This is a genomic window from Brucella sp. 22210 (genome assembly GCF_052045675.1).
In the GTDB taxonomy this organism is placed as follows: Bacteria; Pseudomonadota; Alphaproteobacteria; order Rhizobiales; family Rhizobiaceae; genus Brucella.
Window position 1 is genome coordinate 68653 of record NZ_JBQEPD010000016.1, and the last position, 18734, is coordinate 87386.

Below are 18734 nucleotides of genomic sequence, written 5' to 3' on the forward strand. Positions count from 1 at the left end.
ATGGATTCTTATGCCGAATACACGGTCTTGCCGGCGACTATAGTGCGGACCACGCGCCCCTGGAAGCGGGCGCTTTCAAAACAGCTGTTCTTTGACAGCGAATGCAGGTCTTCCTCACGCACGATCCACGGCTCATCGAGGTCGACGATGGCAAGGTCAGCCGAAGCGCCGGGCTTGAGTGTGCCTGCATCCAGACCGAAAATCTTTGCCGGGGCGGTAGACAGCACTTCAACCAGACGCAGCAGCGGGATGCTGTCATTGTGGTAGAGGCGAAGCGCAGCACCCAGAAGCGTTTCCAGACCGATGGCTCCAGCTTCTGCATCCGAGAAGGGCAGACGCTTGGTGTCTACATCCTGCGGATCATGGGCGGAGACCACAATATCGATCGTGCCGTTCTTGACCGCTTCGACCATGGCAAGCCGGTCCTGTTCGCTGCGCAGCGGCGGCGATAGGCGGAAGAAGGTACGGAACTCACCAATGTCGTTTTCATTGAGCGACAGGTGATTGATCGACACGCCAGCCGTCACCTTTGCACCAAGATCCTTTGCGCGACGCATGGCGTCGGCAGACATGGCGCAGGAAAGCTGCGCCGCGTGATACTTGCTGTTGGTCAGCGCGGCGAGGCGCAGATCGCGCTCCAGCGGGATGACTTCGGCTTCACGCGGGCTTCCCGACAGGCCAAGCCAGCTCGCGAACAGGCCTTCATTCATCACACCGGTTGCGCCGAGATAAGGATCGCGGGTTTCGCAGGCGATGACCGCGTTGAAATCGCGGGCATAGGTCAGCGCGCGGCGCATCAGCTGCGTATTCGCAATCGTCTGGCGACCTTCAGTGAAGGCGACAGCGCCCGCATCGCGCAGCAGGCCGATTTCGGTCATTTCTTCGCCGTGCAGACCTTTGGTGATGGCCGCAGCCGGGTGCACATTGACGACGGCTGTATCGCGCGCAGTCCGCTTGACGAACTCCACCAGCGCCACATCGTCGATAACCGGATCGGTATCCGGCATCATGATGATTGAGGTGACACCGCCGGCGGCGGCAGCGCGGCTGGCAGAAGCAATGGTTTCGCGATGCTCTGCGCCCGGCTCACCGATAAACACCCGCGAATCGACCAGACCGGGGAGGACGGCCTTACCGTCCAGATCGATGATCGCCGCACCTTCCGGTGCGCCCTGATTGCGGGCATCCGCTCCAGCGGCAACGATCTTGCCGTCTTGGATTAGCACACTGCCGACCTCATCGAGACCGCGCGATGGATCGACGATGCGCGCATTTTCAAACAGAACCGCGCTCATGCTGCTTCTCCATTACTTGGATTACGGCGTGGATCAAGCAGAGCTTCCATCACGGCCATGCGCACAGCGACGCCCATTTCCACCTGTTGCTGGATGACGCTCTGGGGGCCATCGGCGACATCGGAGGCGATTTCAACGCCGCGGTTCATTGGGCCCGGATGCATGACGAGCGCATCAGGCTTGGCGTGCTTCAGCTTTTCCTTGTCGAGGCCGTAGAAGCGGAAATACTCGCGCACCGAGGGCACGAAAGACCCGGCCATGCGCTCACGCTGCAAGCGCAACATCATGACCACATCGGCGTCTTTCAGGCCTTCTTCCATCGAGTTGAAGACTTCGACGCTCATATCCGCCATGCCGGAAGGCAGAAGCGTGGATGGTGCGACGACACGAACGCGCGCGCCAAGGGCATTGAGAAGCAGAATATTCGAGCGCGCCACGCGGGAGTGCAGCACATCGCCGCAAATGGCGACAATCAGGTTTTCGATCTGGCCCTTGGCGCGACGGATCGTCAGCGCATCCAGCAGGGCCTGTGTGGGGTGTTCATGTGCGCCGTCGCCCGCATTGACGACCGAACAGCCGACTTTCTGGGCGAGCAGGGCGGCGGCTCCGGCTGACGCATGGCGAATGACCAGAATATCCGGTTGCATCGCGTTCAGCGTCATCGCCGTATCAATGAGCGTTTCGCCCTTCTTGACCGACGAATTGCCGACCGACATGTTCATTACGTCGGCACCAAGCCGTTTACCGGCCAGTTCGAACGACGATTGCGTTCGCGTCGATGCTTCGAAGAAAAGATTGATTTGCGTGCGACCGCGCAGCACGGACTTTTTCTTCTCTGGCTGCCGGGATACGGCAATTTCCTGATCTGCAAGATCGAGGAGGCAGAGAATGTCCAGGGGCGATAGCCCCTTGATGCCAAGCAGGTGGCGGTGAGGGAAAAGCGGAGAGACCGGTTCTTTTATCATGGCAAGTCACCCGTATAGGACCATGAGGGAGGTCCTGCAACCGTCCTTATAGCGGCATATGCCGATTCCCCAAGAAAAACCTGTGCCGTCCCGGCAAGAAATTCGGGAAAGGAAGGCAAATTTTTAGCAAATTGGATGCAAGAGGACTAAGTTACCCCCAAACGAACAGCACGGAATGAGCCTTTGAAAACGCACGAAGTCACGAACCAGACGCCATCCATGGCAGGCACCAATGCATATCTGGCCGATCCGCTTCTGATGCAGATTGCGGCTCGTTTTCCAAAAGAACTGCATAATGAGCTGGAGCAGACAGGGCGTTTCGTGCTTTCGGCAGAAGCGCAGGATCTGGCGCGGCTTGCCAATACGGAACTGCCAAAGCTGCGCACGCATGACCGGCAGGGCAACAGGATCGATCTCGTCGAATACCACCCGGCCTATCACGCGCTGATGCGCCGTTCGATCGCAAACGGCCTGCATTGCTCGATCTGGGAGGATAATCCAGCTGAAACCGGCCGCCGTCATCAGGCCCGCGCCGCGCGTTTCTACCTGACGGCGCAGCTTGAAGCAGGGCACCTTTGCCCACTCACCATGACAAGCGCCTCCCTTGCAGCCGTGATGGGCGCACCGGAGATTTATAAAGAATGGTCGCCGGCGGTCCTATCGCGAAAATACGACTTTTCGCAAAAGCCTGCGTTGAGCAAAAATGGTGTCACGCTTGGCATGGGCATGACGGAAAAGCAGGGTGGTACGGATGTGCGTACCAACACCACCCGCGCGACAGTCAATGAGGATGGCACCTATACAATCACCGGGCATAAATGGTTTATGTCCGCGCCAATGTCGGATGCATTTCTGGTTCTGGCGCAAATTGATGAGCAGCTTTCCTGTTTTCTGGTTCCGCGTCTTGACGCTGAGGGTAAAGGCAACGGCTTTGCCTTCCAGCGGCTCAAGGACAAGCTCGGCAACAAGTCCAATGCCTCTTCGGAAGTCGAATTCGATGGCGCTATCGGCCACCTGATCGGCAATCCGGGCGAGGGCGTTAAAACCATCATGGACATGGTGACGCTGACGCGGCTCGATTGCGCGGTTGCATCGGCAGGCCTGATGCGCTCCGGTCTGGCTGAAGCAGTGCACCATTGCCGCCATCGCGAGGTCTTCGGCAAGCCGCTGATCGAACAGCCTTTGATGAGCCGTGTTCTGGCAGACATGGCGCTGGATGTTGCCGGAGCCACGGCACTTTCCATGCGTCTTGCCCGTGCCTTTGATATGGCCGCCAGCGACCGGGCCGAAGCTGCTTTCGCACGCTGCATGACGCCGGTGGTCAAATATTGGGTATGCAAGATCGCGCCTGCACTGCTCTACGAAGCCATGGAGTGCCTTGGTGGCAATGGCTATATCGAAGAGGGCAATCTGGCGCGCGCCTATCGCGAAGCGCCGGTCAATGCGATATGGGAAGGCTCCGGCAATGTCATGGCGCTGGACGTGGCGCGCGTGCTGTCGCGTGCGCCCGGCCTGTTTGACGAAGTGCTGGAATGGATCGGCGGTCAGCTTGGCCCGCGCGGGCAGGGCACCATCGACGTGTTGCGTGCAGCCTTACAGCTGACAGAGACCGATCAGGGCGTTGCACGTCTTCTGACGGAGCAGCTTGGCTATGCGGCTGCTGCGGCAGAGTTGCGCCAGCTCGGCGCTGACGACATCGCCGACGCATTTATCGAAACGCGCCTTGGCGGTCAGTGGCGCAGTACGTATGGCATGCTCGACGCGCGCCATGACGCAATGCGCATTCTCGATCAGCTTTATCCAGCGTAGTCGTCGTCGCCTTCCGACCGCCTGATCAGATGCAGGCGGTCAAGCGCGCCTTGCAGGATGAAGGCAGCCGCCGCCGAATCGATGCGTTCGGCCCGCTTGCCGCGTGAAACATCCATGCCGATCAAAGCGCGCTCGGCGGCAACGGTGGATAGCCGTTCGTCCCAGAACACGAAAGGCAGGTCGGTGAGCGGCTGCATGGTGCGCACAAAAGCGCGGGTTGCCTGAACACGGGGTCCGGAAGTGCCGTCCATGTTCATTGGCAAGCCGATCACGATCACGCCGACTTTATCCGCCTCCAACGCCTTCAAAAGTGCTTGCGCATCCAGCGTGAATTTCACGCGCTTGATGACCGGGCGCGGATTCGCAAAGGAAAAGCCCAGGTCCGAAACGGCAAGCCCGATTGTCTTGGTGCCAAGATCCAATCCGGCAATCGTCTGTCCGGGCTTGAGCAGTGCCGGAATTTCCTCGATTTCAACGACAGCCATAAGTCCTCATCGGAATTTGAAGTCTCTTCATATTGCTTTCAACTTTATGGGCGTCATATCTGTTCTCAACCCGGAAATCGAGATCGAAGGAGAATCTTCATGAAACTGACCTGGCTCGGCCACGCCGCCTTCCGTATTGAAACTGCACAAGCCGTCATCCTCATCGATCCGTTCCTGAACGGAAATCCCGGTGCAAAAGGCATCGATTTCAAGGAAGCGACCAAGGGCGTCACCCATATTGCTTTGACCCACGGTCATGGCGATCATATCGGCGACACCGTTGCCATTGCCAAGGAACATGGCGCAACGGTTATCGCCAATGCCGATCTGGCAAGCTGGCTCGGCACACAGGGCGTCGAGAAGCTGGAGATGGGCAATACCGGTGGCACACAGACGCATGACAGTTTCTCGGTCACTTTTGTCAACGCGCTGCATTCCTCGGCATTTCTGACAGAAAACGGCGTCTCGCAGGCGCTCGGTAACCCGAATGGTCTGGTGTTCCATTTCGAGAACGACCCAACGCTTTATCACATGGGCGATACGGATATTTTCTCCGACATGGCGCTCATCAACGAGCTGCACCAGCCGGAAATCGGCATCGTCCCGGTTGGTGACCGCTTCACCATGGGCGGTGCGGTGGCGGCCCTGGCTTGCCAGCGTTACTTCAATTTCAAGGCCGTACTGCCGTGCCATTACGGTTCGTTCCCAATGATCGACCAGACGGCAGACAAGTTCATTGCTGGCATGGCCGACCATCCGGGCACGAAGGTTCTGGCGGATCCTGCGGGCACCGTTCACAGCTTCTAACGCTGCGGTTGCTTTCTTCGTGATGCCGGGCTGCAACGAGCAATTTCCTGTGCTCCGGTGCTCACGTACTTTTAAGTACGCTCCGCTCCGGTGCTCGAAAATCACTCGTTTCGCCACGGCCTGACGAACTAGCAACCGAGTGTTAATCCCCGAGGAAGTGCAAGAAATGTTGCGCTTCAACAATCACGCCGTTATAGCCGTAGCAAAGAACCTTCAGGGTGGCGGTTCGCCGCCCTGATCTAGCATTTGCGGAGAACAGAATGTCCGTCGATATTTCCACCGTCAAACGCGTCGCGCATCTCGCGCGTATCGCCGTCAGTGAAGACGATGCCGAGCGCATGACCGGTGAACTCAATGCAATTCTGGGCTTTGTCGAGCAATTGAACGAAGTCAATGTCGATGGCGTCGAGCCGATGACCTCGGTGACGCCGATGAATATGCGTCTGCGCGACGACAAGGTGACTGATGGCGGCATTGCTGATGCCGTAGTCGCCAATGCACCGGTCACGGAAGACAATTTCTTCGTCGTTCCCAAGGTCGTGGAGTAAATCATGGCCATTCGGGTTTCAATCGAGACCCCGTTGCAAGACGATGTGCGCGAGCTGGTGGAACACCTGAACGCGCATATGCTGCCGCTGTCACCACTGGAATTCCAGTTCAAGATGACGGTCGAGCAGATGGCGGAGCCGGACACGACGGTTTTCGTGGCGCGCGATGAAGACGGCAAGGCCGTCGGTTGCGGCGCCTTGAAGATGCACGAAGATGGCACCGGTGAACTGAAGCGTATGTTCACCCGCCCGGAAGTGCGCGGCAAACGCGTGGGTTCCGCTCTCGTTGATGCGATTGTCGGGCTGGCCAATGCGAAGAATGTTTCGCGCCTTGTGCTTGAAACCGGGACAGGCCCCGGTTTTGCCGGTGCCTGGCGGCTTTATGAGAATTCGGGTTTTACGCGCTGCGGTGTGGTTCTGGACTATCCGGACTCCGAATACAGCGCCTTTTTTGAAAAGCGTCTCTTCGAGGCGCACTGACAGGATTTGACGATGAGCGAACTGACCGCACTGACCATTGCCGAAGCGCGCGACAAGCTGAAGGCCAAGGCCATCACCGCGACCGAGCTGACCGATGCCTATCTTGCCGCTATCGACACCGCCAATGAAGCGCTCAATGCCTATGTGACGGTTACGCATGATCAGGCGCGCTCGATGGCCAAAGCTTCGGATGAACGCATCGCCAAGGGTGAGGCGGGCACGCTGGAAGGCATTCCGCTTGGCGTGAAGGATCTGTTCGCGACCAAGGGCGTGCATACGCAGGCCTGCTCACACATTCTCGACGGCTTCAAGCCGGAATATGAATCGACCGTCACCGCCAATCTGTGGGCCGACGGCGCGGTCATGCTGGGCAAGCTCAACATGGACGAATTCGCCATGGGCTCGTCCAATGAAAGCTCCTATTACGGCTCGGTGAAAAACCCGTGGCGCGCCAAGGGCTCGAATGCCGATCTCGTGCCGGGTGGTTCGTCCGGTGGTTCGGCTGCGGCCGTCGCCGCGCAGCTTTGCGCCGGTGCCACCGCAACCGATACAGGCGGCTCGATCCGCCAGCCTGCCGCGTTCACCGGCACAGTCGGTATCAAGCCGACCTATGGCCGCGTATCGCGTTGGGGCACGGTTGCCTTCGCCTCGTCGCTTGATCAGGCTGGTCCGATTGCCCGCGACGTGCGAGACGCCGCTATTCTGCTGAAGTCCATGGCCTCGCTTGACCTCAAGGACACCACCTCGGTCGATCTGCCGGTGCCGGATTACGAAGCAGCCATCGGCAAGTCGCTGAAAGGCATCAAGATCGGTATTCCGCGGGAATATCGCGTTGATGGCATGCCGGGCGAGATCGAGGAACTGTGGCAGAAGGGCATTCAGTATCTGAAGGATGCCGGTGCTGAAATCGTCGATATTTCGCTGCCGCACACGAAATATGCGCTGCCAGCTTATTACATTGTCGCACCGGCGGAAGCTTCGTCCAACCTCGCGCGTTATGACGGCGTGCGCTATGGCCTGCGCGTGCCCGGCAAGGACATTGCCGACATGTACGAGCAGACCCGCGCAGCTGGCTTCGGCAAGGAAGTGAAGCGCCGTATCGTGATCGGCACCTATGTGCTGTCGGCTGGCTATTACGACGCCTATTATCTGCGCGCCCAGAAGGTTCGCACGCTGATCAAGAAAGACTTCGAAGACGTTTTCGCCAAGGGGGTGCACGCAATCCTCACGCCTGCGACGCCGTCGGCTGCATTCGGTCTTGCGGATGAAGACCTCGCCAACGATCCGGTCAAGATGTACCTCAATGACATCTTCACCGTGACGGTGAACATGGCCGGTCTTCCGGGCATTGCTGTACCTGCTGGTATCAACGAGCACGGCCTGCCGCTCGGCCTTCAGCTGATCGGTCGCCCGTTCGAGGAAGAAACGCTGTTTCAGGCAGCCCATGCCATTGAGCAGGCTGCCGGGCGCTTCACCCCGGCCAAATGGTGGTAAAAGTAGATACTTCAATTCGCCGGGGCTTCCCCGGCGAATTTGTTTTCATGGCCGCTCTTGCGGTCAGGGCATGGGAAATTCCGGCCAAGACAGGTGGTCCGTTAAGTGATCAGCGTCGCGCAGAGCTGGAAGCTAACTTCCTTGGTTATCTGCATGAAAATACCGATGGCGTTCTTGTAGCGGAAGCAAACGGGAAAATTCTCGGCTGGGGTGCACGAGTTCCCGGCAGCAACTATATTGCAGATCTCTGGATCGATCCGCCGTATCATGGGCAGGGTATCGGTGGACGCATTCTTGATGCGCTGATGGCGCAAATTCTGCTCGAGGGTTTCGATACCGCAACGATCGGTACCCATGCCGATAATTTCCCCGCCATTGGTCTCTATGAGAAAATGGGCTTCGGTATCGAATGGCGAGGCGAGGAAGCCTCCGTCAGCATGGGGCGCGTCGTTGAAAAAGTGCGCATGCGCGCAACGCTTTAAGCCATCTTCGGTTGCCGAACAGTCCGACGCGCCTATCCTTCTAGAGAGAACCAGATTTTAGAGGAGGAGGGCTATCATGTGGATCATGCTGACGGATGTGAGCGGCGAAAAACTCGCAATCAATTTCAACCACGTTCTGTCTTACAATGCCTATGGCACCGGCACCCGCATTCTGACGATGAGTGCCGATCAGACTTTCTTCGTCAAAGAATCGCTGGAAGATATCGAGTCGCGACTGGGTATCGACGCGAAAGCATAAACATCAGTCTTTTCAAATCATTGGAATATCAGGCTCAGATATGAAAAGAGCGGCAGCTGGCCGGAACCAGCGTGCCGCTCTATCCATGTTGAGTATCGTCTAGATGTCGAGTTCTTCCACGAAAGCGGCGCGATCCGTGATGAAGCGGAAGCGGGCTTCCGGCTTGGTTCCCATCAGCTCGTCGACGGTATTGCGGGTTTCATCGACATAATCTTCATCCACCTGCACCCGCAGCAGCGTACGCTTCTTCGGGTCCATCGTGGTTTCCTTCAACTGCTCGGCGCGCATTTCGCCGAGGCCTTTGAAGCGACCGATTTCCACTTTGCCGCGCCCGGTAAACATGGTGCGCATCAGCTCGTCTTTATGAGCTTCGTCGCGCGCATAAGCCGTCTTGCCGCCCTGGCTCAGGCGGTAAAGCGGCGGCACGGCCAGATACAGGTGGCCGTTGCGGATCAGTTCCGGCATTTCCTGATAGAAGAAGGTGATCAGCAGCGATGCAATATGCGCGCCGTCCACGTCAGCATCGGTCATGATGATCACGCGGTCATAGCGCAGATCGTCTTCGCGATAATTTTTCCGCGTGCCGCTGCCCAGCGCCTGAATGAGATCGGCAATCTGCTGGTTGGCGGTCAGCTTTTCACGGCCCGCACTGGCGACGTTGAGAATCTTGCCGCGTAGCGGCAGGATCGCCTGCGTGGCGCGGTTACGCGCCTGCTTGGCCGAACCGCCTGCCGAGTCACCTTCGACGATGAACAATTCTGCGCCCGCTGCCGCATTTTGCGTGCAATCGGCCAGCTTGCCGGGCAGGCGCAGCTTGCGTGTTGCGCTTTTGCGGACGGTTTCCTTTTCCTGACGACGGCGCAGGCGTTCTTCGGCCCGATCCACGACCCAATCGAGCAGGCGCGAGGCCTCCTGCGGCGAGGCGGCAAGCCAATGATCGAACGGATCGCGGATCGCGTTTTCCACGATGCGCTGCGCTTCCACCGTCGCAAGCTTGTCCTTGGTCTGACCGACGAATTCCGGCTCGCGGATAAACACCGACAACATGCCCGCTGCCGACACCATGACGTCATCCGTCGTGATGATCGAAGCCCGCTTGTTATTGGTCAGCTCCGCATAGGCCTTAAGACCGCGCGTCAGTGCAATGCGCAGGCCAGCTTCATGCGTGCCGCCGTCGGCGGTCGGAATCGTATTACAATAGGAATGAACAAAACCGTCGCCGCCGAACCACGTGACCGCCCATTCGACCGCGCCGTGTCCGCCCTGCTTTTCGGTCTTGCCAGCAAAAAGCTCGCGGGTGACCTGGTGTTCCTTGCCGAGCGATGCCTGAAGATAATCCTTCAGACCGCCGGGGAAGTGGAACACAGCCTTTTCAGGCGTTTCCTTTTTCGGGTCGAGCAGCGACGGATCACAGTTCCAGCGGATTTCAACGCCGCCGAACAGATAGGCCTTCGACCGTGCCATGCGATAAAGCCGGTGCGGATCGAAATGAGCCGCCTTGCCGAAAATATCCGGGTCCGGATGAAAACGAACACGCGTGCCACGGCGATTGTGCACTTCGCCTGCATCTTCCAGCCCGCCTTGCGGAATGCCACGCGAAAAACGCTGGCGATAGAGGCGGCGGTTGCGCGCCACTTCCACTTCCAGCACGTCAGACAGCGCATTGACCACCGAAACGCCAACGCCGTGCAGGCCGCCCGATGTTTCATAGGCCTTGCCGTCAAACTTGCCGCCGGCATGCAGCTTGGTCATGATGACTTCGAGTGTGGACTTGCCCGGCACCTGTGGGTGCTCATCAACCGGAATGCCGCGTCCGTTATCGGAAACGGTGATGAAACCTTCGGCATCGAGGCTGACTTCAATGAAGTTAGCATGACCCGCAACGGCTTCGTCCATCGAGTTATCGATGACTTCCGCGAACAGGTGATGCAGCGCCTTTTCGTCGGTACCGCCAATATACATGCCGGGGCGCAGGCGCACCGGCTCCAGCCCTTCGAGAACGCGGATCGACGAGGCGTTGTAATCATCGCCGCCGGATGACACAGGCGGGGCCTTGGTCGTGACCGGCTTTGCGGCCTGTGGAGCAGGCGCGGAAGGCAACGGCGTCGCCACAGGCGGTGCGACGGGTTGAGGCGCGGCGCTCTTTTCCGTACGCCGTTCCACCTGCCGCTCCCGGGCGTTATTCACCACTCTTGAAAAGAGATCGTTGCTGTCGTCCATCTTTGCCCGATAAGCTCTCTGTCAGAATTTCAGGAAGGACCATGCGGCTCAATGCCCCGACATGGACCCAAAATATACTGTCTGCGAATCATCTGAATGATGCCATGCACAGCCATGAAAGGCGAATGAAGTTCGCCTTACGTTCCACTTTCGCACGGCTTTATCAAAGGTTTTCGTGTGATCTCTGGTCGGTTTGCACCAGAAACAAGGCGAAAGTCAAACAAGCGACTGTCCATTCGACAAATAAGGTGGAAACGCATTGGTCATTCGCATAGAGCGGATGAACAAGCATCCATAGCAAACGAGTGAGTGGGGAAATGCAGGGCAGCGCGACAGGCGGCGTAGAAGCGCATGTAAAAGGCATGGCCATTATGGTCGTGTCCGTCTTGATGCTGCCGCTGATGGACGCCATCGGCAAATGGTTGGCCATGATGGACAACATGCCCCCGGCAACCGTCACCTTCATGCGCTTTTTCGTACAAAGCCTGCTGATGTTTCTCATTCTGCTCGCAGCAGGCGGTGGTGTGGCGGCACTGCGCACACACCATCTCGCGGGAAACCTCATACGCGGCGTACTGATGGGATTCGGCGGCCTGTGTTTCTTTACAGCGGTCAAATATATGCCGTTGGCTGACGCCATGGCCGTGTTCTTCGCAGAGCCGCTCATCCTCACGCTTCTTTCGGCGATCTTCCTCAAGGAGAAAGTCGGCTGGCGGCGGTTCAGCGCGGTCGGCATCGGCCTCATCGGTACGATGATTGTCATTCAGCCAAGCTTCGAGATTTTCGGCGCAGTCTCGCTGCTGCCGCTGGCGACGGCAGTGACATTCGCGATTTATCTGATCCTGAATCGCAAGCTCGGCGCGAAGGAAAGCCCGCTCGTCATGCAGTTCTATGCCGGTATTGGCGGATGGATGTTTGCAGGCCTTGCAATGCTCGTTGGTCCGTCCATGGGTTTCGCGGACCTTAGCTTCGGTCTGCCGCAGAGCTTCCAACCCTGGCTGCTATTGCTGATTCTGGGCACTATCGGCACTGTCAGTCACCTGATGGTCGTGCATGCCTTCAAGCTGGCGCCAGCCTCGATGCTAGCCCCGTTCCAATATCTTGAAATCGTGAATGCGGTTCTGGTCGGGCTTATCGTCTTCGGTGATTTTCCGACGCCGTCCAAATGGTTCGGCATCGCGATCATCATCGGCTCAGGATTCTATGTCTTCATGCGCGAGCGCAAGTTGAAGGTCGAAGCCTGACGCTTACTTTATTGCGCGTGGACCGAACACGTTCTCGAAGGCCTTGCCAAGCGCCACGTCCATATCACCCAATGTCACCGGCAAGCCGAGATCGACAAGGCTTGTGACGCCGTGCTTTGAAATACCGCATGGTACGATGCCGCCGTAATGGCCAAGATTCGGCTCGACATTGATGGCGATGCCGTGAAAGCTCACCCAGCGACGCAGGCGAATGCCTATGGCGGCAATCTTATCCTCGCACATATCGCCATTGGCAAGGCGCGGCTTTTCAGGGCGCATCACCCAGACGCCGACGCGATCTTCGCGGCGCTCGCCCTTCACGTTGAATTCGGCGAGGCTTTCAATAATCCATTGTTCCAATGCCGCCACGAAAGCGCGTACATCTTCGCGACGGCGCTTCAGATCCAGCATCACATAGGCCACACGCTGGCCGGGACCGTGATAGGTATATTCGCCACCGCGCCCCGTGTTGAACACTGGCAGGCTGTCGGGCGTCAGCAGATCTTCCGCCCGCGCGCTCGTCCCAGCAGTATAAAGGGGAGGGTGCTCCACCAGCCAGACAAGTTCGTTTGCCGTGCCTTCACGAATGGCCTGCACCCGCGCTTCCATGAAGGCGAGAGCGTCTTCGTAATCGGTAAGACCGTCCGCCACCAGCCATTCCACCGGCGGCGCATCAGCGTCCACAGGCAGAAACTGCACATTAAGCGTGTCTCGTTGCGGCTTGGATGAACTATCCATGAGTGGAGCAGTGTTGGTCATGATGGGAGCATATGGCGGTTTTCAGTGACCGTTTCCAGATGTCAAAATGCCTCTGCTCTTCACTGAACCGCGAGCGGCACTTCGGTTTCGCACCGGTTTCGGCCAGACTGTTTGGCCCGATAGAGCGCCTGATCGGCGGCATCGACCAGATGCGTATAATCGGGATGGCCGTTGAAAGTCGCAATGCCGATGGAAAGTGTCACCGTATCCACCGCACCATTGGTCAGGTTGAACTTCTGTTGCTGCACCAGCTCGCGCAGCTCTTCACCGATAGCCAAGGCCCTGTGTTCATCGGTTTCGACAAGCGCGACGAGAAATTCCTCGCCGCCATAGCGGAAGACAAAATCGCCCGGGCGGCAATGCGCCAGTATAGTTTCCGCGACCTGCTGCAATATGGCGTCGCCGCCGCCATGCCCATGGGTGTCGTTGATGCGTTTGAAATGGTCGATATCGACCATTAAAATACTGAGATCGAGGCCCTTCTGCGAAGCCATGCGGATTTCGCGTGTCAAAATGGGCGGCAGGAAACGGCGGTTCAGCGCGCGCGTCAGCGGGTCACGACCGGTTTCCATCGTTGCGGCGGCCTGAAACAGTTCCGCCAGCAGAAACTTTGCTTCACCAATTCTGGTCTGAAACTCCGCCATAATCGCCGCAAGCCCGGCAGGGTCACTTTTGCGGGCCGTATTCAGGTTGGGCAACAATTCATAATCTATCTGATTGACGGTCTGGCGCAGGCGCTCAAGTGTCGTCGAACCGGAAAACAACATGTCAGCCTTGTGCTGCAGCCAAAGGCCGAAATCCGAGCTGCCGAGCGAGAGCAGGGGGCTGTCGCTGTTCCCATAAAGATTGAACAGCAAGGACTGGCTCCACTCCATCAGGGCAGCGCGCTGTGATTCTCGCTCGAGCGGAATGTCGTGGCTCAGCGTGAAGGCGCGATAAGCTTCGTCAGTCTGGGCGCTTTTGCGCGCATCTTTCACGAAGGCCTGACTCATGATCTCGATGGCGATATCGACCGCATTGCTGACATGCACGATCAATCGCGCCAGCGCATCACGCTCCAGAACGCTGCCTTTCAACTGCCGAATGATTTCATTCTTCAGCAGTCGCGCGCCTTGCATGACAATGTGGATCGGCACCTGAATGCGGGCGTGAACCTCGCCGATCTTGCGTTGTTCCTGAACGAAAGCCGCGACATCGGTGGGACGGCTTACCAGGAGGTGCACAAGCCAATCACTCAGCGAATGTTGCAGGCGGTCATGAACGATGGTCTGGGACAGAAAGGCTGCGGCTTCGCGGTTTTGCATCAGACGGCTGTAGAAAATTTCCACGAAGCTCTGCTTGTGCTCCTCGACAAGCTCCGACAAAAGCCGGGATTGGTCGTCGGAAAGATTGGATACTAGCTCTACCCATTCCTCTTCCGTCGCACCAAGGCCTGTTTGAGAACCCCACCGCGTTGCATCATTCAACAAGGCCGCACCACCCATATCCAAAATCTCGCAATATGCTGCGTATTTCCAGCAACCATCGATAACCGGCCAGAGACCGATTAAAATTGGGAGCAAGATTCAGCAGCTTTCCCTAGGCTCTATAAAGCGCGTCGAGCGGAACTCAATGCTTTATGTGGTCGCTGTGCGAATTTTGAAATCCGAGGCAATTTAGGCGTTTGTCGGTGTGATTCTGACCTGTGAGTGCCGAAGAAGCTGCAGCTCCATTGTTGTTGCGCATAAAATTAGCTGGATTCCCGGTTTCATATTTCATCGCAACCTACTGAAATATAATAATATATCTATGCCAGACTTGAAATGCATACCTGTTGCGAACCATATTCAGGGTGCATTCATGTGGGAGACTTCATGATGCATGCACCTGAAAAGGAGAAGCATAATGAAGAGCAACTTCACAAGTTTTTGGTCTGGCAAGGCATTGCTGGCCGGAACGATTGGCGCGACATTTCTGATCGGCGCCATCGCACCCGCATCGGCTGCACCGATGATGCCTTCGGCACCGGCTGCGTCCAACGAAAACATCCAGCAGGTCCGTGACCATCACTGGAGAGGCCGCGGCGGACATTGGAACGGATACCGCCCGGGACCGCGTCCGGGCTGGCACGGCGGCGGTTATCGCCCCGGTCCGGGTTATTGGAACGGCCATCGCGGCTATCACGGCTATCGCCACGGTTATCGCCGTCACAGTGACGGCTGGTGGTATCCGCTGGCCGCCTTCGGTGCAGGCGCGATCATTGGCGGCGCTATCGCTGCTCCGCCGCCACCGCCTCCGCCGGTCTATCGTGCACCGGTCTATAATAGCGGCTCCCATATTCAGTGGTGCTATGACCGCTACCGGTCTTACCGTAGCTCGGACAATACGTTCCAGCCTTATAACGGTCCGCGCCAGCAGTGCTATTCGCCGTATCGTTGATAGATTCGGCCTGAATGAACAGAAAGCCGCCTTTCGAGGCGGCTTTTCTTTTGCAAAAAGGGCTAAAAACCATCAGCTTGCACTGATTGATACGCCTCTCGTTTCGTTAGGGCGCTGAATTACGTGCAGTTGACATGATTTTTTGAATTTATGTTGGAGAAACGTGATTTTATGGTGTTGACCATTCGAAAACTCGCCCTTATGTTCCGCCGCACTTCCAGGGACGATTTGTTCCTCAGGGAGCGCGTAGCTCAGCCGGTAGAGCAACTGACTTTTAATCAGTAGGTCCAGGGTTCGAATCCCTGCGCGCTCACCACTTTTCAAAGACTTAGCCATAAAATTGAAAAGCCGATTTTACACTTGGCCGGTTTTTTTTTACAGTCTATGTCTGACGTGATCTCATCATCGTTCTGTTAAACACAAAGAAACGCCAGAGGCGGCTTATGACGCCTCGTCCTCAATGGCTGTCTGCGCGATCTGTTGGGAACCACTGTTGATCTGTTGTGCGGCAAGGAAGCCCAGCCAGACGGCAATCAGGCATATGATCACCGAAATACCGATATTGAGAAGGGCTTTGCCGGGCTGACCAGCTCTTAGAAGATCCAGCGTTTGCAGACTGAAGGACGAGAAGGTGGTGAAGCCGCCGCACACCCCGACCATGAAGGCCAAGCGCCAGATATCCGGCACTGCAAAGCGTCCGTGTTCGAGCGTCAGCGTTCCGAAAAAGGAAATCGCGAATGAGCCGACAATATTGATGACGATTGTGCCCCAAGGCAGGTCACGGCTGACAGGTAGCATCAAAAGGGCGAGCCAATAACGCGCCACGCTTCCAATCGCTCCGCCGAGCGCTACCATGATGGTTGCTTGCATAATTCACCTGTCAAAATTGCGGAACGTAAACACTTGCTGGATAAAGCCGGGCAGGGGATATCCCATGACCTCAATGGGTTCAACCATCGACGCATTGCGTTCCGATTGTCAATTCGATCAGGAGTCATCAGCCAGAAGCGGCGGTTTCGGGAGAACCCCATTCCCATCATGCATGGTGTTTATATAGAAAAGGCGTGTATCACGTCAACGATCCTGTCCCATCCGACAGCCTTTACAGGCGCGCAACCCTGTTTCGCAAAGCGTCGCTGACGCGATAAATTGCAGAAGCTGGTGCGGGCAGGGTACGCCGCATGAATGCGACTTTCTTCAGATAGCGGTCAATCTTCCACGTGGCCCAGGTACCACCGCGAAAATAAGCGACATCGCCAGCTTTTAGTGTCCGGTGCTTTCCGTCGGCGTCGGTCACATGCACCTCGCCTTCGAGAATATAGACTGTTTCATCCCATCCAAAATACCAGCGGAATTCGCCTGCGGTGCAATCCCAGATCGCGGTAAAGGCCGCGCGGTCGCTGCTGGCGGACTGTTCACACGAACGCGCCTGCGGCGATCCTTCCAATATCCAGTCTGGGTCGATTGGCGCTGGCTTCAGTTCCATGTCGAAGGCGCTGTTGGCGACAAGCGCTGGCCTTACCGGCGTGGTAAAGATGTTAGGCTTAAAAACATTCGGCATTGTACGCGCAACCGCCATAACGGCTGTTGCCAGCATGAACTTCCAGGCCATGAAATCCCCCAAACGATGTTGGCCTGTGTTTAATTGCAAATCGTCGGAAAAGTATTAACTCGAGCGCGAAAATTGTCTCGAATACAACCGGAAATTTCGGCGTTAGCTTGATCTCGCAGTGTCGAGCATGCTTCAATTTTATTGAACGCAATGTGATTGCTAACCAATGAAAATGAAACAAGACCTGTGATAAGTGTGATCGCGAACCTCCTGAGAGCAGGGGGCATTGTCAGATCGATTCCGATAAGAGGCGCGCGAGCTATGAGCCAGACGAAGCTATTTTCCCCTTTGGAAGTTGGCGGTTTGCATCTGAAAAACCGCATTGTTATTGCTCCAATGTGCCAGTATTCGGCTGAAGACGGCAAAACGACAGACTGGCATCTGATGCATCTGGGCAATCTGGCCCAGTCTGGAGCAGGGCTGTTGACGATTGAAGCGACGGCCGTCAGCCCTGAAGGCAGGATCAGCTATGCGGATGTCGGCCTTTATTCCGATGAAACGGAAGCGGCTCTGGAACGGACACTCGACGGCGTTCGTCGCTGGTCGACGATGCCTATTGCCATTCAGCTTGCTCATGCAGGCAGAAAGGCTTCCACCGATCTGCCGTGGAAAGGCGGGCGTCAGATTGCACCAACGCACGAAAATGGCTGGCAGACCATCGCGCCGTCCGCGTTTGCATTCAATTCCGCCGACAACGCTCCGACGCAAATGAACAAGGACGAGCTGAATCGTATCCGCGAAGCATTTGTAGATGCTGCCAAACGTTCCGCGAGGCTGGGTCTGGACGCGATCCAGATTCACGGAGCGCATGGGTATCTTTTGCACCAATTCCTGTCGCCACTGTCGAACAAGCGTGATGACGAATATGGTGGCTCGTTGGAAAACCGCATGCGTTTCCCATTGGAAATTTTCGACGCAGTCCGCGAGGTGTTTCCGGCGGATCGTCCGGTCACTATGCGGCTTTCCGGGACGGATTGGGTCGAAGGCGGCTGGGATATCGAGCAGACCGTGGCACTGTCGCAGGCTCTGGCCGCACGAGGCTGCGCGGCAATTCACGTGTCGAGCGGCGGACTTGATGCCGCTCAGAAAATTCCAGTCGGACCGAGCTATCAGGTACCATTGGCGCGCGCCGTCAAAGCGGCAGTCAATATTCCGGTTGTGGCTGTGGGTCTCATTACCGATTACGAGCAGGCGGAAGCCATTCTGTCTACCGGTGATGCGGATATGATCGGGCTTGCGCGCACGGTTCTCTACGATCCGCGCTGGCCATGGCATGCAGCAGCCCATTTTGGCGAGACGATTGAAGCTGCGCCGCAATTCTTGCGGTCACAGCCACGCCAGTTCCGCAATCTCTTTACTCAGATGGGCTGAAAACACGCCGAGAAGGGTTTTGAGGACAGCCGATGGCTGTCCTCAATGTGAATTCAGGCTGAAGCGCGACTTTTCGGTATGAGTTTATTCATAGCGATGTCTGTTTGCGACAAGTTTCTGACGGAAGATCTCTGCCGGTGTTTTGTAACCCAGACATTTGCGCGGCGTATTGTTGAGGCGACTGCAAATGAATGTCAGATCCCGGTCAGTTATTGCCAGCGGGTCGATGTCTCTTGGAAGCCAGCGTCTGGTGCGTCTGTTGGTGTTTTCGACAGTGCCTTTTTGCCAGGGTGATTGTGGGTCGCAAAACCATGTTTGCGATCCGATACCGGCCTGCAGATAAGCCCATTCCGTGAACTCGGTGCCTCGATCAAAGGTGATCGACCGGCGTGCAATATGGGGAAGGGGGTGCAGCACGGTAATCAGTCCATTCATGACAGCACGGGACTGACGATCATTGTTGCGCAACAGGACGGTAAAGCGGCT

General features: G+C 57.0%; 19 protein-coding genes, 1 tRNA gene and 1 riboswitch. Of the genes, 11 read left to right on the forward strand and 9 right to left on the reverse strand.

All coding sequences use genetic code 11. The features are described 5' to 3' along the window. Window positions 1–8: 8 nt before the first annotated feature. On the reverse strand, window positions 9–1295 hold the full coding sequence (locus ACTJKP_RS18300; protein WP_440631685.1) for a dihydroorotase: 1287 nt from the start codon (window positions 1293–1295) through the stop codon (window positions 9–11). Beyond that, complete coding sequence (locus ACTJKP_RS18305; RefSeq protein WP_078336960.1) at window positions 1292–2260, reverse strand: aspartate carbamoyltransferase catalytic subunit; 969 nt, start codon at window positions 2258–2260, stop codon at window positions 1292–1294. Before ACTJKP_RS18305 ends, ACTJKP_RS18300 begins: the two co-directional genes overlap by 4 nt. A 183-nt stretch (window positions 2261–2443) precedes the next feature. Here ACTJKP_RS18305 and ACTJKP_RS18310 point away from each other — a divergent pair, with 183 nt between their 5' ends. Continuing rightward, a complete protein-coding gene (locus ACTJKP_RS18310; RefSeq protein WP_440631686.1) occupies window positions 2444–4069 on the forward strand; it encodes an acyl-CoA dehydrogenase family protein in 1626 nt (541 codons plus the stop codon). On the opposite strand, the gene ruvX is transcribed toward ACTJKP_RS18310, so the two are convergent. Beyond that, window positions 4057–4554, reverse strand: a complete 498-nt coding sequence (gene ruvX / locus ACTJKP_RS18315; protein WP_440631687.1) for a Holliday junction resolvase RuvX — start codon at window positions 4552–4554, stop codon at window positions 4057–4059. The two genes, ACTJKP_RS18310 and ruvX, sit on opposite strands and share 13 nt — an antisense overlap. 99 nt (window positions 4555–4653) lie before the next feature. Between ruvX and ACTJKP_RS18320 the strand changes: the two genes are divergently transcribed. The 6 genes from ACTJKP_RS18320 to ACTJKP_RS18345 all read left to right on the forward strand — a co-directional run bounded on the left by ACTJKP_RS18320 (window position 4654) and on the right by ACTJKP_RS18345 (window position 8624). Continuing rightward, window positions 4654–5361 carry a metal-dependent hydrolase gene (locus tag ACTJKP_RS18320; protein WP_078336963.1) on the forward strand — a complete coding sequence of 236 codons (708 nt, stop codon included), beginning with the start codon at window positions 4654–4656 and terminating at the stop codon, window positions 5359–5361. A 260-nt stretch (window positions 5362–5621) separates the two neighbouring features. Further along, on the forward strand, window positions 5622–5909 hold the full coding sequence (gatC, locus tag ACTJKP_RS18325) for an Asp-tRNA(Asn)/Glu-tRNA(Gln) amidotransferase subunit GatC (RefSeq protein ID WP_078336964.1): 288 nt from the start codon (window positions 5622–5624) through the stop codon (window positions 5907–5909). Window positions 5910–5912: 3 nt separating this feature from the next. Continuing rightward, entirely contained in the window at window positions 5913–6389 is a 477-nt protein-coding gene (locus ACTJKP_RS18330) for a GNAT family N-acetyltransferase (RefSeq protein WP_078336965.1), read from the forward strand. A 12-nt stretch (window positions 6390–6401) separates the two neighbouring features. Continuing rightward, a complete protein-coding gene (gatA, locus tag ACTJKP_RS18335; RefSeq protein ID WP_440631688.1) occupies window positions 6402–7883 on the forward strand; it encodes an Asp-tRNA(Asn)/Glu-tRNA(Gln) amidotransferase subunit GatA in 1482 nt (493 codons plus the stop codon). 47 nt (window positions 7884–7930) lie between these two features. Then, window positions 7931–8365 carry an N-acetyltransferase family protein gene (locus ACTJKP_RS18340; RefSeq protein ID WP_440631689.1) on the forward strand — a complete coding sequence of 145 codons (435 nt, stop codon included), beginning with the start codon at window positions 7931–7933 and terminating at the stop codon, window positions 8363–8365. 76 nt (window positions 8366–8441) lie between these two features. Continuing rightward, a complete protein-coding gene (locus ACTJKP_RS18345; RefSeq protein ID WP_078336968.1) occupies window positions 8442–8624 on the forward strand; it encodes a hypothetical protein in 183 nt (60 codons plus the stop codon). Window positions 8625–8723: 99 nt separating this feature from the next. Here the strand turns inward: ACTJKP_RS18345 and parE are convergent, their stop codons facing one another. Continuing rightward, window positions 8724–10844 carry a DNA topoisomerase IV subunit B gene (parE, locus tag ACTJKP_RS18350; protein ID WP_440631690.1) on the reverse strand — a complete coding sequence of 707 codons (2121 nt, stop codon included), beginning with the start codon at window positions 10842–10844 and terminating at the stop codon, window positions 8724–8726. A gap of 317 nt (window positions 10845–11161) precedes the next feature. Here parE and ACTJKP_RS18355 point away from each other — a divergent pair, with 317 nt between their 5' ends. Then, a complete protein-coding gene (locus ACTJKP_RS18355) occupies window positions 11162–12088 on the forward strand; it encodes a DMT family transporter (protein ID WP_113533447.1) in 927 nt (308 codons plus the stop codon). A gap of 3 nt (window positions 12089–12091) precedes the next feature. On the opposite strand, the gene lipB is transcribed toward ACTJKP_RS18355, so the two are convergent. After that, complete coding sequence (lipB, locus tag ACTJKP_RS18360) at window positions 12092–12826, reverse strand: lipoyl(octanoyl) transferase LipB (RefSeq protein ID WP_440631698.1); 735 nt, start codon at window positions 12824–12826, stop codon at window positions 12092–12094. Window positions 12827–12906: 80 nt separating this feature from the next. Further along, on the reverse strand, window positions 12907–14409 hold the full coding sequence (locus ACTJKP_RS18365; RefSeq protein WP_440631691.1) for a GGDEF domain-containing protein: 1503 nt from the start codon (window positions 14407–14409) through the stop codon (window positions 12907–12909). Between the two features lie 322 nt (window positions 14410–14731). Between ACTJKP_RS18365 and ACTJKP_RS18370 the strand changes: the two genes are divergently transcribed. Both ACTJKP_RS18370 and ACTJKP_RS18375 read left to right on the forward strand, forming a co-directional pair. Beyond that, the gene (locus tag ACTJKP_RS18370; RefSeq protein ID WP_078336973.1) at window positions 14732–15265 is read left to right on the forward strand and encodes a BA14K family protein; all 534 of its coding nucleotides are present in this window, start codon (window positions 14732–14734) and stop codon (window positions 15263–15265) included. Between the two features lie 240 nt (window positions 15266–15505). Beyond that, a tRNA-Lys gene (locus tag ACTJKP_RS18375) sits at window positions 15506–15581 on the forward strand. Between the two features lie 125 nt (window positions 15582–15706). Here the strand turns inward: ACTJKP_RS18375 and crcB are convergent. Beyond that, window positions 15707–16135, reverse strand: coding sequence for a fluoride efflux transporter CrcB (gene crcB / locus ACTJKP_RS18380; RefSeq protein ID WP_440631692.1), 429 nt, complete (start codon window positions 16133–16135; stop codon window positions 15707–15709). A gap of 111 nt (window positions 16136–16246) precedes the next feature. Then, window positions 16247–16309: riboswitch (Fluoride riboswitch) on the reverse strand. Between the two features lie 58 nt (window positions 16310–16367). Then, on the reverse strand, window positions 16368–16877 hold the full coding sequence (locus ACTJKP_RS18385) for a cupin domain-containing protein (protein WP_440631693.1): 510 nt from the start codon (window positions 16875–16877) through the stop codon (window positions 16368–16370). A gap of 261 nt (window positions 16878–17138) precedes the next feature. Here ACTJKP_RS18385 and ACTJKP_RS18390 point away from each other — a divergent pair, with 261 nt between their 5' ends. Beyond that, window positions 17139–18248 carry an NADH:flavin oxidoreductase/NADH oxidase gene (locus ACTJKP_RS18390; RefSeq protein WP_440631694.1) on the forward strand — a complete coding sequence of 370 codons (1110 nt, stop codon included), beginning with the start codon at window positions 17139–17141 and terminating at the stop codon, window positions 18246–18248. Window positions 18249–18332: 84 nt separating this feature from the next. On the opposite strand, the gene ACTJKP_RS18395 is transcribed toward ACTJKP_RS18390, so the two are convergent. Next, a partial coding sequence (locus tag ACTJKP_RS18395) for an IS30 family transposase (protein WP_440631695.1) occupies window positions 18333–18734 on the reverse strand: 402 nt, incomplete at its 5' end.

Excerpts from the sequence above, each read along its gene's own strand:
- ACTJKP_RS18300 (WP_440631685.1), bottom strand. The coding sequence starts at position 1,295 with ATGAGCGCGGTTCTGTTTGAAAATGCGCGCATCGTCGATCCATCGCGC.
- ACTJKP_RS18305 (WP_078336960.1), bottom strand. The coding sequence starts at position 2,260 with ATGATAAAAGAACCGGTCTCTCCGCTTTTCCCTCACCGCCACCTGCTT.
- ruvX (WP_440631687.1), bottom strand. The coding sequence starts at position 4,554 with ATGGCTGTCGTTGAAATCGAGGAAATTCCGGCACTGCTCAAGCCCGGA.
- ACTJKP_RS18320 (WP_078336963.1), top strand. The coding sequence starts at position 4,654 with ATGAAACTGACCTGGCTCGGCCACGCCGCCTTCCGTATTGAAACTGCA.
- gatC (WP_078336964.1), top strand. The coding sequence starts at position 5,622 with ATGTCCGTCGATATTTCCACCGTCAAACGCGTCGCGCATCTCGCGCGT.
- ACTJKP_RS18330 (WP_078336965.1), top strand. The coding sequence starts at position 5,913 with ATGGCCATTCGGGTTTCAATCGAGACCCCGTTGCAAGACGATGTGCGC.
- gatA (WP_440631688.1), top strand. The coding sequence starts at position 6,402 with ATGAGCGAACTGACCGCACTGACCATTGCCGAAGCGCGCGACAAGCTG.
- ACTJKP_RS18340 (WP_440631689.1), top strand. The coding sequence starts at position 7,931 with ATGGCCGCTCTTGCGGTCAGGGCATGGGAAATTCCGGCCAAGACAGGT.
- ACTJKP_RS18345 (WP_078336968.1), top strand. The coding sequence starts at position 8,442 with ATGTGGATCATGCTGACGGATGTGAGCGGCGAAAAACTCGCAATCAAT.
- parE (WP_440631690.1), bottom strand. The coding sequence starts at position 10,844 with ATGGACGACAGCAACGATCTCTTTTCAAGAGTGGTGAATAACGCCCGG.
- ACTJKP_RS18355 (WP_113533447.1), top strand. The coding sequence starts at position 11,162 with ATGCAGGGCAGCGCGACAGGCGGCGTAGAAGCGCATGTAAAAGGCATG.
- lipB (WP_440631698.1), bottom strand. The coding sequence starts at position 12,826 with ATGGATAGTTCATCCAAGCCGCAACGAGACACGCTTAATGTGCAGTTT.
- ACTJKP_RS18370 (WP_078336973.1), top strand. The coding sequence starts at position 14,732 with ATGAAGAGCAACTTCACAAGTTTTTGGTCTGGCAAGGCATTGCTGGCC.
- crcB (WP_440631692.1), bottom strand. The coding sequence starts at position 16,135 with ATGCAAGCAACCATCATGGTAGCGCTCGGCGGAGCGATTGGAAGCGTG.
- ACTJKP_RS18385 (WP_440631693.1), bottom strand. The coding sequence starts at position 16,877 with ATGGCCTGGAAGTTCATGCTGGCAACAGCCGTTATGGCGGTTGCGCGT.
- ACTJKP_RS18390 (WP_440631694.1), top strand. The coding sequence starts at position 17,139 with ATGAGCCAGACGAAGCTATTTTCCCCTTTGGAAGTTGGCGGTTTGCAT.